At 73.3% G+C, this 19,447-nt stretch carries 19 protein-coding genes; 10 read left to right on the forward strand and 9 right to left on the reverse strand.

Translation table 11 applies throughout. The features are described from left to right. Positions 1-26 precede the first annotated feature (26 nt). The 4 genes from AB4K12_RS19600 to AB4K12_RS19615 all read left to right on the forward strand — a co-directional run bounded on the left by AB4K12_RS19600 (position 27) and on the right by AB4K12_RS19615 (position 4,287). Complete coding sequence (locus tag AB4K12_RS19600) at positions 27-476, forward strand: SRPBCC family protein (RefSeq protein ID WP_368435390.1); 450 nt, start codon at positions 27-29, stop codon at positions 474-476. 354 nt (positions 477-830) lie between these two features. Then, on the forward strand, positions 831-1,643 hold the full coding sequence (locus tag AB4K12_RS19605; RefSeq protein WP_368435692.1) for a SigB/SigF/SigG family RNA polymerase sigma factor: 813 nt from the start codon (positions 831-833) through the stop codon (positions 1,641-1,643). A 144-nt stretch (positions 1,644-1,787) separates the two neighbouring features. Beyond that, positions 1,788-2,717 (forward strand): anti-sigma factor RsbA family regulatory protein, encoded by a 930-nt coding sequence (locus AB4K12_RS19610; RefSeq protein ID WP_368435391.1) that lies wholly within the window; start codon positions 1,788-1,790, stop codon positions 2,715-2,717. Positions 2,718-2,868: 151 nt separating this feature from the next. Next, a complete protein-coding gene (locus tag AB4K12_RS19615; RefSeq protein WP_368435392.1) occupies positions 2,869-4,287 on the forward strand; it encodes an amino acid permease in 1,419 nt (472 codons plus the stop codon). Between the two features lie 134 nt (positions 4,288-4,421). On the opposite strand, the gene AB4K12_RS19620 is transcribed toward AB4K12_RS19615, so the two are convergent. From AB4K12_RS19620 to AB4K12_RS19645, 6 genes are all read right to left on the reverse strand, one after another. Beyond that, positions 4,422-4,640: a hypothetical protein gene (locus tag AB4K12_RS19620; protein ID WP_368435393.1), complete on the reverse strand. Its 219-nt coding sequence runs from the start codon at positions 4,638-4,640 to the stop codon at positions 4,422-4,424. Positions 4,641-4,844: 204 nt separating this feature from the next. After that, positions 4,845-5,678, reverse strand: a complete 834-nt coding sequence (locus AB4K12_RS19625) for a hypothetical protein (RefSeq protein WP_368435394.1) — start codon at positions 5,676-5,678, stop codon at positions 4,845-4,847. Between the two features lie 142 nt (positions 5,679-5,820). Beyond that, positions 5,821-6,771 carry an alpha/beta fold hydrolase gene (locus AB4K12_RS19630; protein ID WP_368435395.1) on the reverse strand — a complete coding sequence of 317 codons (951 nt, stop codon included), beginning with the start codon at positions 6,769-6,771 and terminating at the stop codon, positions 5,821-5,823. A 146-nt stretch (positions 6,772-6,917) separates the two neighbouring features. Then, entirely contained in the window at positions 6,918-9,779 is a 2,862-nt protein-coding gene (locus tag AB4K12_RS19635; RefSeq protein ID WP_368435396.1) for an AAA family ATPase, read from the reverse strand. A gap of 143 nt (positions 9,780-9,922) precedes the next feature. Further along, the gene (locus AB4K12_RS19640; protein ID WP_368435397.1) at positions 9,923-10,426 is read right to left on the reverse strand and encodes an NUDIX domain-containing protein; all 504 of its coding nucleotides are present in this window, start codon (positions 10,424-10,426) and stop codon (positions 9,923-9,925) included. Positions 10,427-10,608: 182 nt separating this feature from the next. Further along, the gene (locus AB4K12_RS19645) at positions 10,609-11,331 is read right to left on the reverse strand and encodes a transglycosylase SLT domain-containing protein (protein ID WP_368435398.1); all 723 of its coding nucleotides are present in this window, start codon (positions 11,329-11,331) and stop codon (positions 10,609-10,611) included. 377 nt (positions 11,332-11,708) lie between these two features. On the opposite strand from AB4K12_RS19645, the gene AB4K12_RS19650 reads away from it, so the two are divergent. Both AB4K12_RS19650 and AB4K12_RS19655 read left to right on the forward strand, forming a co-directional pair. Further along, positions 11,709-12,302 carry an ArsR/SmtB family transcription factor gene (locus AB4K12_RS19650; RefSeq protein ID WP_368435399.1) on the forward strand — a complete coding sequence of 198 codons (594 nt, stop codon included), beginning with the start codon at positions 11,709-11,711 and terminating at the stop codon, positions 12,300-12,302. Next, positions 12,299-13,618 (forward strand): MFS transporter, encoded by a 1,320-nt coding sequence (locus AB4K12_RS19655; protein ID WP_368435400.1) that lies wholly within the window; start codon positions 12,299-12,301, stop codon positions 13,616-13,618. The genes AB4K12_RS19650 and AB4K12_RS19655 overlap by 4 nt, the downstream gene beginning before the upstream one ends. Positions 13,619-13,742: 124 nt before the next feature. Here the strand turns inward: AB4K12_RS19655 and AB4K12_RS19660 are convergent, their stop codons facing one another. Continuing rightward, positions 13,743-15,317, reverse strand: coding sequence for an MFS transporter (locus tag AB4K12_RS19660; RefSeq protein ID WP_368435401.1), 1,575 nt, complete (start codon positions 15,315-15,317; stop codon positions 13,743-13,745). Positions 15,318-15,533: 216 nt separating this feature from the next. Here AB4K12_RS19660 and AB4K12_RS19665 point away from each other — a divergent pair, with 216 nt between their 5' ends. Beyond that, positions 15,534-16,568: an Lrp/AsnC family transcriptional regulator gene (locus AB4K12_RS19665; protein ID WP_368435402.1), complete on the forward strand. Its 1,035-nt coding sequence runs from the start codon at positions 15,534-15,536 to the stop codon at positions 16,566-16,568. 41 nt (positions 16,569-16,609) lie between these two features. Beyond that, positions 16,610-17,056: a GNAT family N-acetyltransferase gene (locus tag AB4K12_RS19670; protein WP_368435403.1), complete on the forward strand. Its 447-nt coding sequence runs from the start codon at positions 16,610-16,612 to the stop codon at positions 17,054-17,056. A 66-nt stretch (positions 17,057-17,122) separates the two neighbouring features. On the opposite strand, the gene AB4K12_RS19675 is transcribed toward AB4K12_RS19670, so the two are convergent. Further along, a complete protein-coding gene (locus tag AB4K12_RS19675) occupies positions 17,123-17,497 on the reverse strand; it encodes an MmcQ/YjbR family DNA-binding protein (RefSeq protein ID WP_368435404.1) in 375 nt (124 codons plus the stop codon). Positions 17,498-17,597: 100 nt separating this feature from the next. On the opposite strand from AB4K12_RS19675, the gene AB4K12_RS19680 reads away from it, so the two are divergent. Next, on the forward strand, positions 17,598-18,113 hold the full coding sequence (locus AB4K12_RS19680; protein WP_368435405.1) for an NUDIX domain-containing protein: 516 nt from the start codon (positions 17,598-17,600) through the stop codon (positions 18,111-18,113). A gap of 40 nt (positions 18,114-18,153) precedes the next feature. On the opposite strand, the gene AB4K12_RS19685 is transcribed toward AB4K12_RS19680, so the two are convergent. Further along, complete coding sequence (locus tag AB4K12_RS19685) at positions 18,154-18,612, reverse strand: pyridoxamine 5'-phosphate oxidase family protein (protein ID WP_368435406.1); 459 nt, start codon at positions 18,610-18,612, stop codon at positions 18,154-18,156. Between the two features lie 90 nt (positions 18,613-18,702). On the opposite strand from AB4K12_RS19685, the gene AB4K12_RS19690 reads away from it, so the two are divergent. After that, positions 18,703-19,431, forward strand: coding sequence for a hypothetical protein (locus tag AB4K12_RS19690; protein ID WP_368435407.1), 729 nt, complete (start codon positions 18,703-18,705; stop codon positions 19,429-19,431). Positions 19,432-19,447: the final 16 nt, after the last annotated feature.

Raw genomic sequence — 19,447 nt, forward strand, 5'->3', positions numbered from 1 at the left:
GTCACCGACGTCGAAGGAGAGGCATCATGGCGAAGATCGAGGAATCCATCGAGGTGGCCGTCCCCGTGACCACGGCGTACAACCAGTGGACGCAGTTCGAGGAGTTCCCGCGGTTCATGGAGGGCGTGGAACGCGTCGAACAGCGCACGCCGACGCTCACCCACTGGGTGACCAGGACGGACGGCGTCCGGCGGGAGTTCGACGCGGTGATCACCGAGCAGATCCCCGACGAGCGCGTGGCCTGGACGACCGTGGCCGGTGAGGTCCGGCAGGCGGGCGTCGTCACCTTCCACCATCTGGACGTGGGGCGGACCAAGGTGATGCTGCAGTTCGACCACGACCCCGAGGGGCTCGTCGACACGCTCGGCGACAAGCTCGGTTTCGTCCGCCGTCAGGCCAAGGGCGACCTGGAGCGCTTCAAGACCTTCATCGAGTCGCGGGGCATCGAGACGGGCGAGTGGCGCGGCGCGGTCTGACCGCCCTCGGTACGCACGCGCGCCCCGGGCGACGGGAGCGCGCCGCGCCGCCCCCGGTCTCGTCCGGCCGGGGGCGGCGGCGTGCCCGCTCATGCCCCGCTCATGCCTCGCTCATACCCCGCTCCGCCTCCAGGATCTGACGCGTCGCCACCCCGTGTGGACACGATGCGTTGACATGACGAACAGGACATGGAGAATTTTTCGCCCACAGCGGAATAGGGGCGGGGGCGGGGGGCAGGCGCACGTCCGACAGCCGAACGAAGGAGGGCGCGCGTGAGCACCATACAGGCGACCCGGTCGACGACGGCCGAGGAGAACGACTCCCCGCGGGAGTACCACGGGCGGGCGGAGGGGCTGCCGGAGGTCAAGGACGCGGCCGGCGTCGACCCGCGGGACGCCCGGTCCCTGACGAAGGTGTTCCTCGACCGTCTGGCGGTCCTCGAGGAGGGCACGCACGAGTACCAGTACGTGCGCAACACCCTCATAGAGATGAACCTCTCGCTGGTCCGCTTCGTCTCCGGCCGCTTCCGGGCGCGTTCGGAGCAGATGGAGGACATCGTCCAGGTCGGCACGATCGGCCTCATCAAGGCGATCGACCGCTTCGACCTCACCCGGGAGGTGGAGTTCACCACCTTCGCCATTCCCTACATCACCGGTGAGATCAAGCGCTTCTTCCGCGACACCAGCTGGGCGGTGCACGTGCCCCGGCGGCTGCAGGAGCTGAGGGTCGAGCTGGCCAAGGCCACCGACGAGCTCTGCAGCAGGCTCGGCCGCTCCCCCAGCGTCAGGGAGCTGGCGGAGGTGATGGACCTGTCCGAGGAGCAGGTCGTCGAGGCCCAGATCGCCAGCAACGGCTACCGGGCCAACTCCCTCGACATGCCGGCCGACGACGAGGCCCCCCAGCGGACCCGCGCGGTCTCCAGGGCGTGGGTCGAACGCTTCGGCACCATGGACGAGAACCTGGAGAAGGTCGAGAACATCCAGGTCCTGGGGCGGCTGCTGCCCGAGCTCGACACCCGGGAGCGGCAGATCCTGCGGATGCGCTTCGGCGAGGAGATGACGCAGTCCCAGATCGGGGCGCGGCTCGGCATCTCCCAGATGCACGTCTCCCGCCTGCTGAGCCGAACGCTCGCGCGGCTGCGGACGCACATGCTCGCCGAACAGTGAACAGTGAGGCGCCGTGGCGTACGGAAGGTGCCGGCGTCATGACGCCGCGTCCCATCGTCCCCGCTTCCCCTCGTCGTGCATCGCCGTATCGTGGAGACATCGTCGTCCGGCTTGTCGACGATCGGGGGGTGACGGGTGGGGGACGTGACGGCCGCGGACGAGGCCTTCACACATCCGGCGTTGTTCTACCGGGACCGGTACGAGTACCTCGCCGCCAATGTGTCGTTCATCCGCGCCGGCCTGGAGGCCGGCGAGCCGGTGGCGGTGGCCGTGCCGTCGCACAACCTGAAGCAGTTGCGCGGAGAGCTGGGCACGGACGGCGCGGCGGTGCGGTTCCTCGACATGGAGCAGGCCGGGCGCAATCCGGGGCGGATCATCCCCCGGGTCCTGCTGGCCTTCGCCGACGCCCATCCCGGCGTGCGCGTCCGCCTCGTCGGTGAGCCGATCTGGGCCGGCCGTTCCGCGGTGGAGTACCCCGCCTGCGTCCAGCACGAGGCGCTGATCAACCACGCCTTCACCGGCCGGCGGGTCACCATACTGTGCCCGTACGACGTGGCGGGGCTGGCCCCGGAGGTGCTGGCGGACGCGTACGCCACCCACCCGGTGGTCATCGCCGACGGCGAGGAGTCGCCGAGCGGCTCGTACGCCCCCGACCGCGTCATCGCCGCCTACAACCGGCCGCTCCCGCCGCCGCCCGGTGCCAGCGCCTTCGCGTTCGTCTTCGACGGCGACCTTCTCCCGGCCGCCCGGCACCTCGTCCTCGAGCGCGCCGTGGCGCTGGGCCTGGCACCCTCGCGCCGGGACGATCTCGCCCTGGCCGTCGCCGAGCTGACCACCAACAGCGTGCTGCACGGCGGCGGCTCGGGCACCGTACGGATCTGGGCCGAGGACGAACACGTCGTGTGGGAGGTGGCGGACGGCGGCCACATCGGCGACCCGCTGGCGGGCCGCTGCCCACCGCCGCCGGACCGGCCGGGCGGGCGCGGCCTGCTCCTGGTGCACTACCTCAGCGACCTCGTGCGGATCCACACCCTCCCGGGCGGCACCACCACGCGCTGTTATGTGCGCCGCTGAAGGAAGCGGACAAAGGGACGCGAAGCCTCCGCCGCAGAGTGATCACGGTGCGTGAGCGGACCGTCCGTATATCGGACGGGCGAGCGCCCTTTCCTCTCGCTTGTCCATACTCGAGCCTTCTTCAGTCTCGCATTATGGACAGGCTTTGACCATGACCCGGACACTTTCCTCTCCCCGCACGCCGGAGGAGAGCCCCCCGCAGCAGGGCTCCGCCCTGTCGAACGGGCTCAAGCAGCGACACCTGTCGATGATCGCCCTCGGCGGCGTCATCGGCGCGGGCCTCTTCGTGGGCTCCGGCGCCGGCATCGCCGCGGCGGGCCCGTCGATCGTGCTCGCGTACGCCGTGTCCGGCCTTCTCGTGATGTTCGTGATGCGGATGCTCGGCGAGATGTCCGCCGCCAACCCCGCCTCCGGCTCCTTCTCCGTACACGCCGACCGCGCGATCGGCCGGTGGGCCGGCTTCACCGCGGGCTGGATGTTCTGGACCCTGCTGGTCGTGGGCGTGGCGGTCGAGGCGATCGGCGCGGCCCACATCGTGCAGGGCTGGTTCCCGGGCACCCCGTCCTGGATGTGGGTGCTGGTCTTCATGGCCCTCTTCTGCGGCACCAACCTGGGCGCGGTCGCGAACTTCGGCGAGTTCGAGTTCTGGTTCGCCGCCCTGAAGATCGGCGCCATCGCCCTCTTCCTGGTCCTCGGCGCCCTCGCCGTCTTCGGCCTCCTGCCCGGCAGCCACTCCCCCGGCACCGCGCACCTCCTCCACGACGGCGGCTTCCTGCCCAACGGCGCGGACGGCCTGCTGACCGGCCTGCTGGCCTCGGTCGTCGCCTACGGCGGCCTGGAGACCGTGACCATCGCGGCCGCCGAGTCCGAGGACCCGGCCCGCGGCGTGGCCAAGGCCGTGAAGACGACGATGTGGCGGATCGGCATCGTCTACGTCGGCTCGATGCTGGTGATCGTCACGCTCATCCCGTGGCACGACAAGACCGTCACGGAGATGGGCCCGTACGCCGCTGTCCTCGACCGCCTCGGCGTCCCCGCCGGCGGCCAGATCATGAACGTGGTCGTGCTCGTCGCGCTGCTGTCGGCGATGAACGCCAACATCTACGGCTCCTCGCGCATGGCCTACTCGCTGGTCTCCCGCGGCCAGGGCCCCAAGGCCCTGGGCAAGGTCTCCGGCGGGGTGCCCCGCCGCGCGGTGCTCGCCTCGTCCGCGTTCGGCTTCGTCGCCGTGCTGCTGTCGTACTGGTGGCCCACCACCGTCTTCGCCTGGCTGCTCAACATGGTCGGCGCGGTCGTCCTGGTGGTGTGGGGCTTCATCGCCGCCTCGCAGCTGCTGCTGCGCCGTCGGCTGGAGCGCGAGGCGCCCGAGAAGCTCGTGGTGCGGATGTGGGGCTTCCCGTATCTGACCTGGGTGACGCTGGCCGGTGTGGCCGGAGTCCTCGTGCTCATGACCATCGACACCGACACCCGTGTCCAGCTGTACTTCACCGGCGGCCTGGCACTGGCCCTCGCCGTGACCGGCTACGTGCGCCAGCGCACCGCCACCGCCACCACCGCCGGCGGACACTGACCTTCCCGTTCCGGCGCCTTCCGAAGGCCGGTTCCCCGCACCCGGGGAACCGGCCTTCGGGCGTTCGCGCACACCGGGCGCGGTCCGCCCCGGCGGCCGGCGCGGACCGCGGTCGCGGGTCGCGGGTCGCGGCGTCAGTCCGGCGGCTCGCCCGTCGCCGGGTCCACCGTGCCGGCCGCCTCGTCGCGGCGCCGGGTTCCCTTCTCGCCGGCGTCCTCGGTTCCGGCGTCCCGGGCCTCGCGCCGGTCGCGGGCCCCCTTTCCGCCCTTGGGGACCGCCCGGTCCCGCCGGGGGCCGCTCGCCTGCTGGTCCTGCATGTCGCGGGGGATGCCGCCGCGGCGCCGGTCCGTCATGAGCGCCGGTCCTTTCCGGTCCCGCCCTCGCCAGTCCGTTCGTACCGATCGGAACCGCTCTTCCTGTGCTTGTCCCGGGCCATGCCACCCACCTCCGGCTCGTACGGCTGGTGCCTCGGCCCGCCGTGGATACGGCGGGACCTGCCGAGTACCCGCTTGCCGGATACGCATGCGCCCCCTGTGACGCGAGGTGCGGCGGCGGGGTTACGAGAGGGGTTCCACGGGGCCGGAGTGGTAGTAGCGGGCGTAGTAGTAGCCCTCGGCCTCGTATCCGGCCGGGTCCATGCCGAGGGCCGTGACACGGGCCACCGTGCGCCGCTGTTCGGCGTCGTCGGTGAAGCGGCGCTGCGGGTGGAGCTCGGGCGAGGTCTCGGTGACCAGGCCGTGGTCGCGCAGCACGCCGGCGATGGGCCCGTAGTCGACGGTCCGCAGGGCGAAGGCGGCCACCTGGACGTCCCGGGGCGCGTGCGTCAGCACGCGGTCGAAGGTGCGCGGTCCGATGTAGCTGAGGCCGCCGGTGACCGTGATCAGCCACGCGTTCTCCACGGCGCGGGCCAGGTCGGGGCAGGCGTCGGCGGTCTCGAGGTCCACGGCGAAGGCGGCGTCCAGCAGGCCGACGTCACGGGCGTAGGCGACGGCCCGCGGCGAGGCGTCGACGCCGACGACCGGTACGGCGTCCGCGCGGCGGCGCGCGGCGTAGAACTCCCGGTCCCGCCGGGCGAGCTCCTCGGTCGTCAGCGCGGCCGCGGCGGGGCCGGTGTAGTGCCCGTAGAGGTCGGCCAGGGTCAGGTCGTGGTTGAGCAGTGCGGCGTTGACGCCGTAGGAGCAGCACAGGTCGACGACCGTGCCGGGCGGCCGGGAGGGGGCCCGGCGGGCCCGCTCCTCGGCCAGGGCCCGGTAGACGGGCTGGGCGTGGTGGGGGATCCGGTAGTCCAGCGGCCGCAGCCGGGTGAAGTAGGCGCGCGGGTCGGGCCGGTCGTAGACGTCCTCGAAATCGCTCTTGCCCCAGTCGTGTCCTTCTGCGGCGTCCGCCGTCATCGTCCGTCTCCTCGCCCGTCGGAATCCGGTGGTGCGACCGGGCGGCCACCCGGCCCGGGCCGGGTGGCCGAAGGCCGCGAAGGGTCCGGCCGCGAGCCCGGTGCGAGCGTCGCCGCCGACGGTCCGTCCGGTCGCGTCGCCCTCACGCGCCGCGTCCTCCCGCCGAGGCGTCCAGGTGCGCGACGAGCGCGTTCGCCACCGGCTCGACGGCGTCCGCCGTCAGCATGTGTCCCATCCCCGGGACCATCACCAGCCGGGCTCCGGCGATCTCCTGCGCGATGATCCGGCCGTGGCCCGGCTTGACCGGTTCGGCGGTGCCCTCGACGACGAGGGTCGGGGCACTCACCCGTGCCGACGCGCCCTGCGGCTCGGCGTCGGGGTCGGCCATCCCGGCGAGCCGGTGGTTGGCTGCGCTACGGGGGTCGCGCATACGGTCGTAGAGCCGCTCCTCCAGGCGGCGCTGGGCGTCCTCGTCGAAATCGGACGGGCACGCGGCGCCGCGCAGGACGCGCGCGAGCTCGATCTGGAAGTCGACGGTCTCGGCCCGGGTGACGGGCTGCGGGCCGGCGGCCGCCTTCCGGAAGAAGTCCACGAACTCCGCGGTGGGCTCGGGCAGGCTGCCCTCCGGCTGCTGCTGCCCCATGAGGGCGCGTACGAGCACGTGCGCCTCGCCGGCGCCGAGGGGCGAGGAGCCGATCACGGTGAGGCTCTCGACCCGGCCGGGGTGCTCGGCCGCGATCCACTGGGCGAGCGTTCCGCCGGCCGAATGGCCCACCAGGTGGGCCGAGCCCATCCCCAGGGCGTCCATCAGGCCGACCGCGTCCGCCTTGAGGTCGGCCCAGGTGTAGGGGTTCCGCTCGAAGTCGAGGGCGGTCGAGCGGCCCACGTCCCGGTGGTCGTACCGGACGACCCGGTGGCCGGCCGCCGCGAGCCGCCCGACGAACGCGTCCGGCCACAGCAGCCCCTGGCTCATCGAGCCGGCGATGAGCAGCACCGGCGGGTGGGAGGGGTCCCCGAACTCCTCGGTCCACAGCTCGATGCCGCCCACCTCGACCATGCGTCCCACCGTCGACATCTCTGACGTCGCTGACATGCGTTGCCCCTGTTCTCCGCGGTCGGTTCGTCCTGCCGTCCGCTCGTTCCGCGGACAGGTGGAACTCTGCCGTGCCGGCCCACCGGTGCCATCCGTAGGAACACTGGCCGTCCACGTGCCGCCGGACCGGTGGGGGTGGCGGGCCGTCAGCGCAGCAGGCGGGCCAGCTCGGCGCGCGAGGTGATGCCGAGCTTGGGATACACCTTGTACAAGTGGTACTCGACGGTGCGCGGGCTGAGGAAAAGGCGGGCCGCGACATCCCGGTTGCTCACACCTTCGGCGACGAGCCGGGCGATGCGCAGCTCCTGGGCGGTGAGCGTTTCGAGGGCGGCGGGGCGGGCGGCGCCGGTCGTCTCCCCCGCCGCCCGCAGCTCGCCGCGCGCCCGGCGCTCCCACGGCCCGGCGCCCATGCGGTGGAAGGCCTCCGCCGCCTGCCGCAGGTGGGGCCGCGCGTCGCCCGCCCGCCGGTCGCGGCGCAGCCGCTCGCCCAGCAGGAGCGCGGTACGGGCCCGGTCGTACGCGGTGGCGTCCTGGTCGTCGTCCTCGCCGAGCAGGTCGAGCGCCTGCCTCAGGAGGGCGATCGCGTCGCCGTCCTCGGCGGCCAGGGCCTCGCAGCGGGCGAGCAGCGCCCGGGAGCGGGGGGAGGCGGCGTCGGCCGACCACCGGCCGAGGAAGTCCGTGGCGGCGCGGGCCGCCGCGAGGTCCCCCGCGGCGACGGCCGCCTCCACCCGGTCGGCGGTCGAGCCCCACACCACGACGGGATGGCCCGCGCCGGGGCCCGCCGAGGTGAGCGCGGTGAGCCGTTCGTGGGCCCGGTCGAAGCGGCCGAGTCCGAGGTCCAGCAGGCCGAGGGCGTAGGACGCCACGCCGGCGCGCAGTCCCAGGCGGTGCGGAATGGCGATGGCCAGTGCCTCGTGCGCGTAGGCGCGGCAGTCGTCCTCGCGGCCGCGGACGGCGGCGCAGACCGCGAGGTTGGCGAGGTGGGCCGCGACCGAGTTGTCGAGACCGGTCTCCCGGGCGAGGGCCAGGCCCTCCTCGGACAGGGCGGCGCTGAGCGCGAATCCGCTGTTCATGCGCTCGGCCGTGGCGGCGTTCTCCAGGACGACGGGCAGGGTGCCCACCATGCCGGAGACGCGGGCGACGCGGCCGGCGCGGGCACCGTAGCGGGCGGCGGCGTCGCTCTCGCCGAGGAGGCTGGCGGCGGCCGCCGCCCACAGCAGGCGGGCCGCGGCGTTCTCGCCGTCGCCTCCGTCGTGGCCGTCGGGGCCGTCGTGACCGTCGTCCGGGAGGCCGGCCAGGGCCCGGCGCAGCAGCGGGACACCGCGGCGCGTCTCTCCCTCGTAGAGCGCGCCCATTCCCGTCAGGACGTCGCGCAGGAACGCGTCGGCGGGCGCCTCGGGCGAGCCGGTCGGCCCGGTCGGCCCGGTCAGGTCCGCCGCCTGCCGTCCGACGCGTACGGCGGCCTCGGTGTCGCCGATGGCGGCGGCGGCCTCGGCGGCGTCGGCGAGCAGCGCGAGGACGACGCGCCGGGCGGCGGCGTCGCCCTGCTCGTGCGAGCCGTCCGTTTCCGTCGTGTGCGCGGCAGCGCGTTCGGCGGCCGCGAGGAACGCCCGCAGGGCTTCGGCGGCGTTCCCCGAGGACAGCTCGAACCTGCCGCCGATCTGGGCGAGTTCGGCGAGCAGTACGGGCTCCCGGGCGAGGTCGCGGGCCGCCGCGAGGGCCGTCTGGGCCCGCCCGGGGTGGCCGCCCAGCCATGCGGCGGCGGCCGTGTCCTTGAGACGGCGGGCCTTGCTCCCCGGGTCGGGGGTCAGTTCGGCGGCCCGGGCGAGGGTACGGGCGGCGTCGGCGTAGCCGCCCCGGGCGCGCGCCCGTTCGCCGGCGGCGGCGAGCGCGGCGGCGACGTCCTCGTCGGGGCCGGTGGCGGCTTCGGCGCGGTGCCGGGCCGCACGGTCGCGGTCGCCGGCCTCCTCCAGGAGGGCGGCGAGGTGACGGTGTGCCGCGCGACGGGCCGCCGGGGTGGCGCCGGCGTGCACGGCGGCCCGGATCAGCGGATGCCGGAAGCGGACCTCGGCCGGCAGCAGGTCGACGATCCCAGCCGCCTCGGCGGCGTACAGGGCGTCGGGGTCCGCCTCGAGCCGGGCGGCGGCGGCCCGTATCAGCCGGGGGTCGCCGCGGCCCTCCAGCGCGGCGGCGAGCAGGGCGGTCCGGGTGTCCTCGGGCAGCCGGGCGATCTGCTCGCCGTAGATCCCGGCGACGCCGTGCCCCACCGGCAGCGGGTCGGGCAGCGGCGCCCGGCCCGTCAGCTGCTCGGCGGTCAGCAGGCCGGCCGCCTCGTGCAGGGCGAGCGGATTGCCGCCCGTGGCGGCCGTGACGAGCTCGACGACCGCGGGCGCCGGCGTGATCCCCGCACGTGCGGCCAGCACCCCGCGCGCGCCGTCGGCGTCCAGTCCGCCCACATCCCGGGCGGGCAGCGCGCGGAGCGCCTGCCGGGCCGCGGCCACGTCGCGGGTGCCGATCAGCAGCCCCACGCCATCGCCGTCGAAGCGGCGTGCGGCGAAGAGCAGGGCGTCGGCGGAGGCCTGGTCGACCCACTGGAAGTCGTCGACGACACAGAGCAGGCCGTCGGTCGCGGCCGCCTCCGTCAGGAGGGACAGCACGCCCGCCGAGACCAGGAACCGGTCCTGGGCCGCCGCCGGCTCGGCCAGGCCCAGCGCGGCGCGCACGGCGTCGCGCTGGGCGCCGGGCAGCGCGACGGCCAGGCCGACGACCGGACGCAGCAGCTGGTGCAGCGCGGCGAAGGCCATGCCCGACTCGGGCTCGGCACCCGTCGCCGTCAGCACCCGCGCGGGGGCCGCGTGCGCGGCGGCGTACCGCAGGAGCGTGGACTTGCCCGCCCCGGGCTCGCCGCGCAGCACCAGGGCCCGGCCGGAGCCGGAGCGGATGTCCGTCAGAAAGCTTCCGAGCGCGTCGAGTTCGTCCCCACGCCCGGCGATCCGGTCGTCCGCCATGCCTGTGCCCTGCCCCCGTCGATGCCGGGGAACCGCCCTGTGCCGCCCCCTTCAGCGGGGCCGACTGTACCTTTTTCGATCTTGCGCGGTCGCTTTCGGATCCTTGCCGATCGCTTCCCGCCCGGCCGCGTCCCGCCGGCCGGTCACATGCAGACCTCGAACGTCGTCTCCAGGTACGCCGGCACTCCCGTCGCCCGGGCCGCGTTCACCGCCGCCAGCCGCTCCCACGTCGCCGTGCCGAGTGCCGGAGCCCAGCCTTCCATGGAACGCACCTGCCACTCGCAGTGCTCGGCCGGGTCCAGGACGATGCGCGACAGCTGCTCATCGGTGAGGGTGCCGCCGTCGAAGACGAACCCGACCTTGGAGACCGTCCAGACACCGCCCGGCGGGAGGAAGTGCGTGGCGAGGAGACGCGGCCGGCCCGTGAAGACGATGCCGGTCTCCTCCCTCGTCTCCCGCACCGCCGTCTGCCACGGAGTCTCCCCCGGGTCGGTGTTGCCGCCGGGGAACTGCCACAGTCCCGGGTCGACCGACGACCGGAGCTGCAGCGGGCGGCCCTCGCCGTCGGTGAAGAACAGACAGCCGTACATGGTCGCCTTGGGCAGCGTCGCCAGGTACTCCTCCGGCGGAAGCCACACGCTCGTCACTGCGGGGCCCTCCCCTCTCCGCTCGATACGATCCGCCCATTCGCGTGCGCGCACGCGGGCGTGTATCCCTTCAACTGCGTCACCCGGGCGAAGGACACGATCCCTGGGGCAACGCGAAGGGCGGCGGCACCCGGGTCGTCCCGGGTGCCGCCGCCCTTTCGGTGCTCGTCCGCTCGGTTCGATCAATAAGCGGAGTTGACGTTGTCCATGGAGCCGTACTTGTCGGCCGCGTAGTTGCAGGACGCGGTGATGTTGGCGACCGGGTCGTAAATGTTCCAGGACGTGCCCTCGACGTGATACGCCTTGAAGGTGGGGTCGATGATCTGCAGCAGACCCTTCGACGGCACACCGTTCACCGCGTTGACATCCCAGTCATTGATCGCCTGGGGATTACCGGTCGACTCACGCATGATGTTGCGCTTGATACCGTCGTAGGAGGCCGGGATGCCCTTGGCACGCAGGATGTCCAGGGACTCGCTGATCCAGCCATCCAGATTGTCCGCGTAGGCCTTCTTCGCCGGAGCGGGCTTGGCGGCGGGCTTGGCCGGGGCCGGCTTCGCGGCGGGCTTGGCGGCGGGCTTCATCGGCTTACGGGCCTCGGAACGGCTCGCACGCTCGGCATCAGCCTTCGCCTTCGCCTCGGCCTGCACCGCGGCCTTGGCCTTCACCTGCGCCTGACCGGCAGCATCGTCCGCGGCCTTCGCCAGCTCGGCATCCTGCGTCACACCGAACTCCTGAGCACTCAGCGACACCGGCTTCACACCGGCCGAGTGAGCATCCGCGGCCTGGGCCTGGGGCACCAGAGCGAAGGTCAGAGCGGCGGCACCGGCCACGGTCACCAGACCGGCAGCGGAGAACTTATGAGCCTTGGACAGAGCGGAATAACCGGAGACGGTGGAGCGCATAACGAGCTGAACCCTTCCAATCGCTTACGTCGCAATGCCCGTCAATGGCGCAAAAAGAGCGCCGTTTCTCGGTCGACGGCGCCGTGCGACTCAGCAATTGTTAGCGGCGCGAAAACCGCCTGGCAAAGGTGTGACCTACGGCGGAACGCCGTATCCACCGAACGAAAAGCGTCCCGAAATGCCCGATTCAGGCCTCGGCTTCCACTACCCGGGTTCGTATGTGATCCAGGCCCCATGAGGGGCCTCACAACCGGACCCCCTTCGCCTCACAGCACGTGAGCACTCGAGTGCGGTGGATGCCCCTGGCCGGGTAGTTTGCAGAGATTCCTCTGCAGAGCTCTCTATGCAGAGGAAACTCTGCAACCTACGATGCCGTCATGACCGAAGCCTCCGAAGCCCCACGTCCCACTCGCCGTATCGACGCCCGCAGCCTGCGCGGGCTGGCCCACCCCCTGCGGATGAGGATCTTCGAGTTGCTCAGCCTCGACGGGCCCGCCACCGCCACGCTGCTCGCCGAGCGCCTCGGGGAGAACACCGGAACCGTCAGCTGGCACCTGCGCCACCTCGCCGAGCACGGCTTCATCGAGGAGGAGACCGGGCGCGGCACGAAGCGTGAGCGCTGGTGGCGGAGGGTCGGTGTCGCGAACGAGCTGAACATCGCCGAATTCCGCGACGACCCCGAGAGCCGGGGCGCGCTGTCCGTCTATCTCCATGAACTGGTGCAGCAGTACTTCAGCCGGGTCGTGACCTACGTCAACGAGGACTGGGACGCGGAATGGCGCGCGGCGGGGACCGTCTCCGACTGGCGTGACCTGCGGTTGTCGCCCGAGCAGCTCGCCGCCCTCAACGCGGAGCTGATGGCCGTCATCGCCCGTCACACGCCCGCTCCGGACGCCGAGCCCGTCCCCGGCGCCCTGCCGGTCGTCGTGCAGTTGCAGTCCTTCCCGCGCAGAGAGCGTGGCGGCTCATGACGCGGAGTGGCGGCGGTGGTGGCCTCCTGCGCCGCCACCGCGATTTCCGGCTGCTGTGGTGCGGTGAGACGGCCGGCAAGTTCGGTGCCTCGGTGACCGGGGTCGCGATGCCGCTGATCGCCGTGTCCGACCTGCGGGCCGGCACCTTCCAGGTCGGGCTGCTGAGCGCCGCCGCGTGGGTGCCCTGGCTGGTCATCGGCCTTCCGGCCGGTGCCTGGGTGGACCGGGTCCGGCGCAGGCCCGTCATGCTGGCCGCCGCCGCGGCCTCGCTGCTCCTCTTCGCCGCCGTCCCGGCGGCCGCCGCGTTCGGCCGCCTGAGCATCGGCCTGCTCCTGGTCGTGGCGTTGCTGACGGGTACGGCCGCCGTCTTCTTCCAGACGGCCTACACCGCCTATCTCCCCGGTCTCCTGGGGCCCGCCGACCAGGCCGAGGGCAATGCCAAGCTGCACGGCAGCGCGTCGGCCGCGCAGATCGCCGGGCTCGGTTCCGGCGGTCTGATCACACAGCTGGCGGGCGCCGTGAACGGGCTGTTCGCCAACGCCACGACGCTTCTGGTGTCCCTTCTCTGTCTTGCGGGCATACGGCACCGCGAGCCCCGCCCGTCCAGGGCCGGGCGTCGCCCGGGAGGGCTGGCGGGCGAGGTCGGCGAGGGGCTGCGCCTCGTCGCGGGCGACCCCTGGCTGCGGACGCTGACGCTCTTCGGGGCCGCCTCCAATCTGGCGCTCATGGGGTACCAGTCGATACGGGTGGTCTTTCTGGTCCAGGACGTCGGCCTGGACCCCGGCACGGTGGGGGTGCTCGTCGCGGCCGCCGGTGCCGGAGGGGTGGCCGGGGCTTTCGCGGCCCGCCGGGTCGCCGGCCGGTTCGGTACGGCCCGCGCGACGCTGCTGTTCGAGGTGGGGCTCGCCGTGTTCGCCCTGCTCATGCCGCTGACCGTAGGCGGCGCCGGGGTGCTGCTCTTCGTGGCGGGCGGTTTCTGTGTGACGGCCGGCGTCGTGGGCGGCAATGTCATCAAGGCGGGTTTTCTGCAGAGATACTGCCCGCCGGAGCTCCTCGCCCGGCTCACGGCGACCACCGCGTTCGTCAACTACGGGACGATCCCGCTCGGCGCGCTGCTCGGCGGCGCGCTCGGTACGGTGCTCGGCCTGCGCGCGGCCATGTGGATCACGACGGCGGGCGTCCCGCTCGCCGGCCTGGTGCTGCTGCTCTCCCCCGTCCGCCGGGCCCGGGACCTGCCGACGTGCCGTCGGCCGGTGGACGGGGCGGGGAGTGCGGGGGCCTCCGGCGGATCCCGCCGCGCCCGCGCAGGCGGCTGAACCAGGCCACCTCCGCCCGGGTGGCGCGGCCGGCGCGGGCGGGTACGGAAACGGCGAGTGGCCGGGGGTTTTCCCCGGCCACTCGCCGTCTGCGGCCACTCGCCGTCTGCCGCACTCCTCGGGGCTAGGCCCTCGCGGGCTCGGCCGCCTCGCCGCGGGATCCGGGCGTCTGCTCGGCCGGAGTACCGCCGGTGCGGGCGCCGCCCTGAGGGCGGGGCGTGGGGCGCACCAGCGCCAGGACGAGGAGGCCGCCGACGGCGGCCGCGACCGCCGCGCACAGGAAGACGCGGTCCAGGCCGGCCGCGAAGGCCTCGTGGACCAGGCGTGCGGTGTCGTCGCGTACGGCGGCCGGGGCGCTCTCGATCATCCGGTGGGCCTGCCCGCCCGCCAGCGCCGACGCGGCGGCGTGCGGGTCGGCAGCCGTACCCGAGTCCTCGAGCACCTTCTCGACACGGCTGGTGAAGACGGCGCCCAGGCCGGCGATCGCCAGGGTCATGCCCAGCTGCCGGAAGGTGCTGACCGCGCCGCCCGCCATGCCCATGCGCTGGGGCGGCACGCTGCCCATCGCCGCCGACACCAGCACGGGCATCGCCAGCCCGGCGCCGGCGCCGGTCACACACAGCCCGGCGATCACGGCGGACCGGCCGGCGTCCGCCGTCAGTCCGGCGTTCAGCAGGAGCATGCCGCCGGCGACCACGAGCAGGCCTAGGCCGATCGGCAGCCGGGGCGTCAGGCGCTGCAGGTAGCGGCCGGCCACGAGGGAGACGACGAAGGAGACGACGGCCAGCGGGGTCAGGGACAGGCCGGCGTCGATCGGGCCCAGGCCGATGACGGACTGCAGCCACAGCGAGAGCAGCGCGAGGCCGCCGAAGGCGCCGCCCTGGAGCAGGAGCGCGCCGCCCATCAGCCCGCTGAAGGAGGGCCTGCGCAGGAGGGCCAGGTCCAGCATGGGCTGGCCGCCCTTGCGCTCGGCGCGGATCTCGGCCGTCACGAAGGCGGCGAGCGACACCACGGCCACGGCGAAGGCGCCCAGCGTGAGCGCGGAGGTCCAGCCGTCCTCGCTGCCGCGGATGAGTCCGTAGGTGAGCGCGGCGGCGGCGAGGGTGAAGGTCACGGCGCCGGGGATGTCGAGGCGGCCGGAGGGCGCCGCGTGCCGGGCCTCGTCGCGCCGGTCGGGCGCGATGACGCGCAGCGTCATGAGGACGGCCACCGCGGCGATCGGCAGGTTGACCAGGAAGACGGCCTGCCAGCCGATGTGTTCGGTCAGGAGGCCGCCGAGCAGCGGGCCGGCCGCGGCGGCCGCACCGTTGACGGCTCCCCAGACGCCGAAGGCGGTGCCCCGGTCACGTCCCTGGTAGGTGGCGCCGAGCAGGGCCGTGGTGGTGGCGAACATCGCGGCGCCGCCCACGCCCTGGACCGCGCGGGCGGCCACCAGGACGCCGGCGCCGGGTGCCAGGCCGCAGGCGAGGGAGGCCAGGGCGAACAGGATCAGCCCGCCCACGTAGAGCCTGCGATGGCCGAAGCGGTCGGCGAGCGAGCCCGCCGCGAGCAGGAGGGCGGCCAGGGCAAGAGCGTAGGCGTCGACCACCCACTGCAGGGAGGCGAAGCCGGCGTGCAGGTCCTCGGCCATCTGCGGCAGTGCCACGTTCACGATCGTGACGTCCACCAGCAGGATGAAGGCGCCCAGGGAGACAGCCATCAAGGGCCGCCACTTACGCATCCGAATCTCGTTTCGTGAAGTGTGTGGAGTGTTCAGTGGAGTTGTTTCAGCGGAGTGTCGAAGAGTTGCCGGGGCCGGCTCGGAGGTCCCTTCGGGGTCCGGTGAGCCGTCCTCGTCGAGCCTGCGGTGATGCCGCCCGAGGCCGCAGCCAATGATCCTCACGCGGCGGATTTCGACATCCCGTAGCCTTCGATGGTGGATATCGACACCGATCTGCGGGCGCTCCTTCCCGCCCTCGACGTTCAGGACCAGCCCCTCGTCCACGCCCTGCAGATCGACGGGCGGGCGCCCTTCAGCCGGATCGCCGACGTGCTGGGGGTGTCCGACCAGACCGTCGCCCGCCGCTACACCCGGCTGCGCACCACGAGCACGCTGCGCGTGGTGGGGCTGACCGACCCGATGCGGGTCGGCGACACCCCCTGGTTCGTACGGGTGCGCTGCACGCCGGACGCCGCCGGCTCGGTCGGCGAGGCGCTGGCACGGCATCCGGACACCAGCTGGGTGAAGCTGACCTCGGGCGGTACCGAGATCATCTGCAACGTCCGCACCCGCGACCGGGGCGAGAGCGACGCCCTGCTGCTGCAGAAGCTGCCGCGCACGCCGCGGGTCGTGGACGTGTCGGCGCACAGCCTGCTGCACGTGTTCTTCGGCCAGGAGCGCAGCCTGGTCAGCAAAACCGGGCCGCTCACCCCCGAACAGGTCGCCGCCCTCACCCCCGCCGACGCTCCGGCGACCCGCCCGCACGAGCCGGCCACGCCGTACCCCCTCGACGCGCGCGACCACCGCCTGCTGGCCGCGCTGACCCAGGACGGGCGCGCTCCGCTGGGCGAACTGGCCGCGGCCACGGGCTGGTCGCAGACCACCGTCCGGCGGCGGCTGACGGAGCTGCGCGCGGCGGGCGTCCTCTACTTCGACCTCGACTACCACCCGCGGATCCTGCACCACGGGTTCCGGGCCACGCTGTGGCTGCAGGTCGAGCCGGCGCGGCTGGACGCGGTGGGCCGGGCGCTGGCCGAGCATCCGGAGGTGCCGTTCGCCGCGGCGACCACCGGCGCCACCAACCTGTGCGCCAGCATCAGCACGCAGAACGCCGGTTCGTTCTACCGCTATCTGACCGGCCCGGTGGCCTCCCTGCCCGGCGTCCAGCACGCCAGCACCGCCCCCACCCACCGCCTCCTCAAGGGCCCGGGCCCGCTGTGGCCACAGCCGGCCGCCGGCGGAAAGCCCTGATCAATGGTCATTTCCGGGCCGCACGCCTACGCTTGCGGTCCATGATCAATCGCACAGCGGACGCCTTGCGCGACGGATACGAGATCTCGACCGATCCCGGCCGCCTCGACACGGGGCTCGTCCACCGCTGGTTGTCCACCGACGCGTTCTGGGCCATCGGCCGCAGCCTGGAGACCGTCGAGCGGTCCGTCGCGGCCTCCCTCAACTTCGGCGCGTACGACGCCGACGGCCGCCAGGCCGGTTACGCGCGCGTCGTCACCGACCTCGCGACCTTCGCCTGGCTCTGCGACGTCTACGTCGCCCCGGAACACCGCGGCAGGGGCGTCGGTACGCTCCTGGCCACCGCCGTCCGCGACCACCTCGCGCCCTACCGCCTCAAGCGGGTGCTGCTGTCCACCCTCGACGCGCACGAGGTCTACGCCCGGGTCGGGTTCGCGCCCGTCGCCGATCCGGGGAAGCTGATGATGATGAGCTTCTCCGACTCCTGATCCCGGCGACGGCAACAGCGGAGCCCTCGGCGACGGCGCGGACCCCGGCCCCGGCCCCGGCCCCGGTCAGCGTTTCCCGGGGTCCGCGCCGTCGCCGGGCGCTCCGCCGGGCAGGGCGTCCGCCAGGCGCTCCGGCGCCGCCTGCCTCCAGGAGTCGACGAGGATGTCGCGCAGCTCGTCGAGGTCCTCCAGGGCCGCGAGCCGTACGCGCACCCACGCGGAACTCGCCTCGTGCGGGGGCACCCAGAACTTCTCCGGCTCCGCCGCGATGAGTTCGGCCCGCTCGTGCCGGGGGCACCGGACGGCGAACGACGTCTGATCGTCGGGGATCGTGATGTACATCTTCCCCGCGACCCGGAAGGTCGGCATGTTCCACGCCTCCTTCTCGGCCGTCTCCGGGAGGGAGAGCGCGATCCGGCGGACGTCGTCGGCATTGATCATGGTCACCACGTTAAGGGGTGGAGGGCCATGCGCTTTCCGTACGGGCGTGCCGGGCATGCTCACGGTCGTGGGCCGCGCGGCTACGGCACCGGAGGAACGCATGGACACTCCCGCTACGCGACTGGCACGGTTCCTGCGGGGCCTGCCGGCGCCGCTGGTCGCGGTGGACGCGCTCGTACGCGACGACCGCCGGCGGCTCCTGATCGTCGACCCCGTCTACAAACCCGGGTGGGACATCGTCGGCGGCTTCGTGGAGGCCGAGGAGGACCTCCCGGCGGCGCTGGCCAGGGAGGCCGAGGAGGAGCTGGGCCTGCGCGGCCTGCGTACCGGGCGGTTGCTGGCGGTGGACAACCTCTCGGCGGCCGCGTACGGCAGGTCCCTCCTGGTGTTCATCTTCGCCGCGCATCCGGACCGTCCCGTGCGGGCCGAGGACCTGGTCCTGCAGGGCTCGGAGATCGCGGCGGCCGAGTTCGCCGACGAGGAGACGGCGCTGGCGCGGTTCCCGGAGCCGTTGCGGCGCCGCGTGGCCGCCTCGCTGGAGGCCGAACGCGGGGCGCACACCGCCTTTCTCCGCGACGGCCTGCCACCGGCCGCGTCCGCTCCCCCGGGTGCCTGACGGTCCACGCGCCGGCCCGCACCTCCCCCGGCGGCCGGGGTCACACGACCCACTGCCCTTCACGCATGAGGTGACGGCCGGGCAGCTCGTGCTCCTCGTGCCATGCCTGCACGGCACGCGGCAGCACCCTGAAGTACCCGTACGAGCCGCCGCCGCGACGCGGATCCCATCCGTGACGTTCCGCGAACGCGTCGGCCGCCGCGGTCGGCACGTCCCGTGCGGTGAAGCTCTCCACGTCGCCGTCGATGAGGACGACGTCCCGGGTGTGCCCGAGCGCGAGGCGGGCGCGCCGGCCGTCCCGCAGGTTGCGGCCGGTGGGGTTGGTGAACCGGGTGGACATCCATATGGCCTCGCCGTCCCACAGGAACCACAGCGGCACCAGGTACGGCAGCCCGTCCTCGTCGGCCGACGCGACCCAGATGTCCTGCTCCCGCCCCAGTCTCTCCAGCACGTCGCGCTTGCGCTGTTCAGGGCTCCGGGGCGACTCGATGATCTCCATGTCCCGGGACACTAGAGCGCTGCGTCACTGCCCGCATCGGGCTCCGGCCGTAGGGCCGGGGGCGTATGACGCCCCGTAAGCTGCCCGCTCATGAATGACGACGTGCGCAACATCGTGCTGGGCCTGACGGCCAGCGGCATCAGCGGGGCTGCCGGCTGGTTCGTCAGAACGCTGCTGTGGCGACGCCAACTTCGCCGGAAGCAGACGTTCTTCGGCCTCCCGGGCGGGTCCGAGTGCCTGCTCGTGGTCAACCAGGACCCGAGTGCGAGCGGCCACAGCGTCTCGCGCTACGACACCTTCGCGCTGCTCGAGCTGTCCGCGCTGATCAAGGAGTGCGGGGCGAACGCGGACATCGTGGCGCACGACGCCGCCCGGCAGGGGTTCGGCACCCGCACCGAGTTCTGCGTGGGCGGCCCGGCGTCCAACCACCGCACCGAGGCACACCTGCGCGCGCTCCTGCCGGGTGTGGAGGTGAACACCGACTACGAGAGCGTTCCCGACGGCGGCGCGTTCACCGTCGGCGGCCAGACGTACCGGATGGACAAGGGCAGGGTGGAGTACGTCCTGCTGGCCCGGCTCACCGCCCCGGCCGGCGGCCGCCCGGTCTTCCTCTCCTCGGGCCAGCGGGGGATAACCAACCAGGCGGCCATACGCCATCTGACCCGTCACCACGCGCGGCTCGCCCGCCGCCACGGCCTCGACGGCACGTTCTGCCTCCTGCTGAAGGTGATCGGCTCGGACGTCTACGGCCCGGACATGGTGGAACTGGTCGCGGACGTCACCACGGCGGCGACGGGGGCGGCGGGGGCCGCTTCTTGACGCGGAACGACGTGGC

The sequence above is a fragment of the Streptomyces sp. C36 genome, from assembly GCF_040932295.1.
Taxonomy (GTDB): domain Bacteria; phylum Actinomycetota; class Actinomycetes; order Streptomycetales; family Streptomycetaceae; genus Streptomyces; species Streptomyces triculaminicus.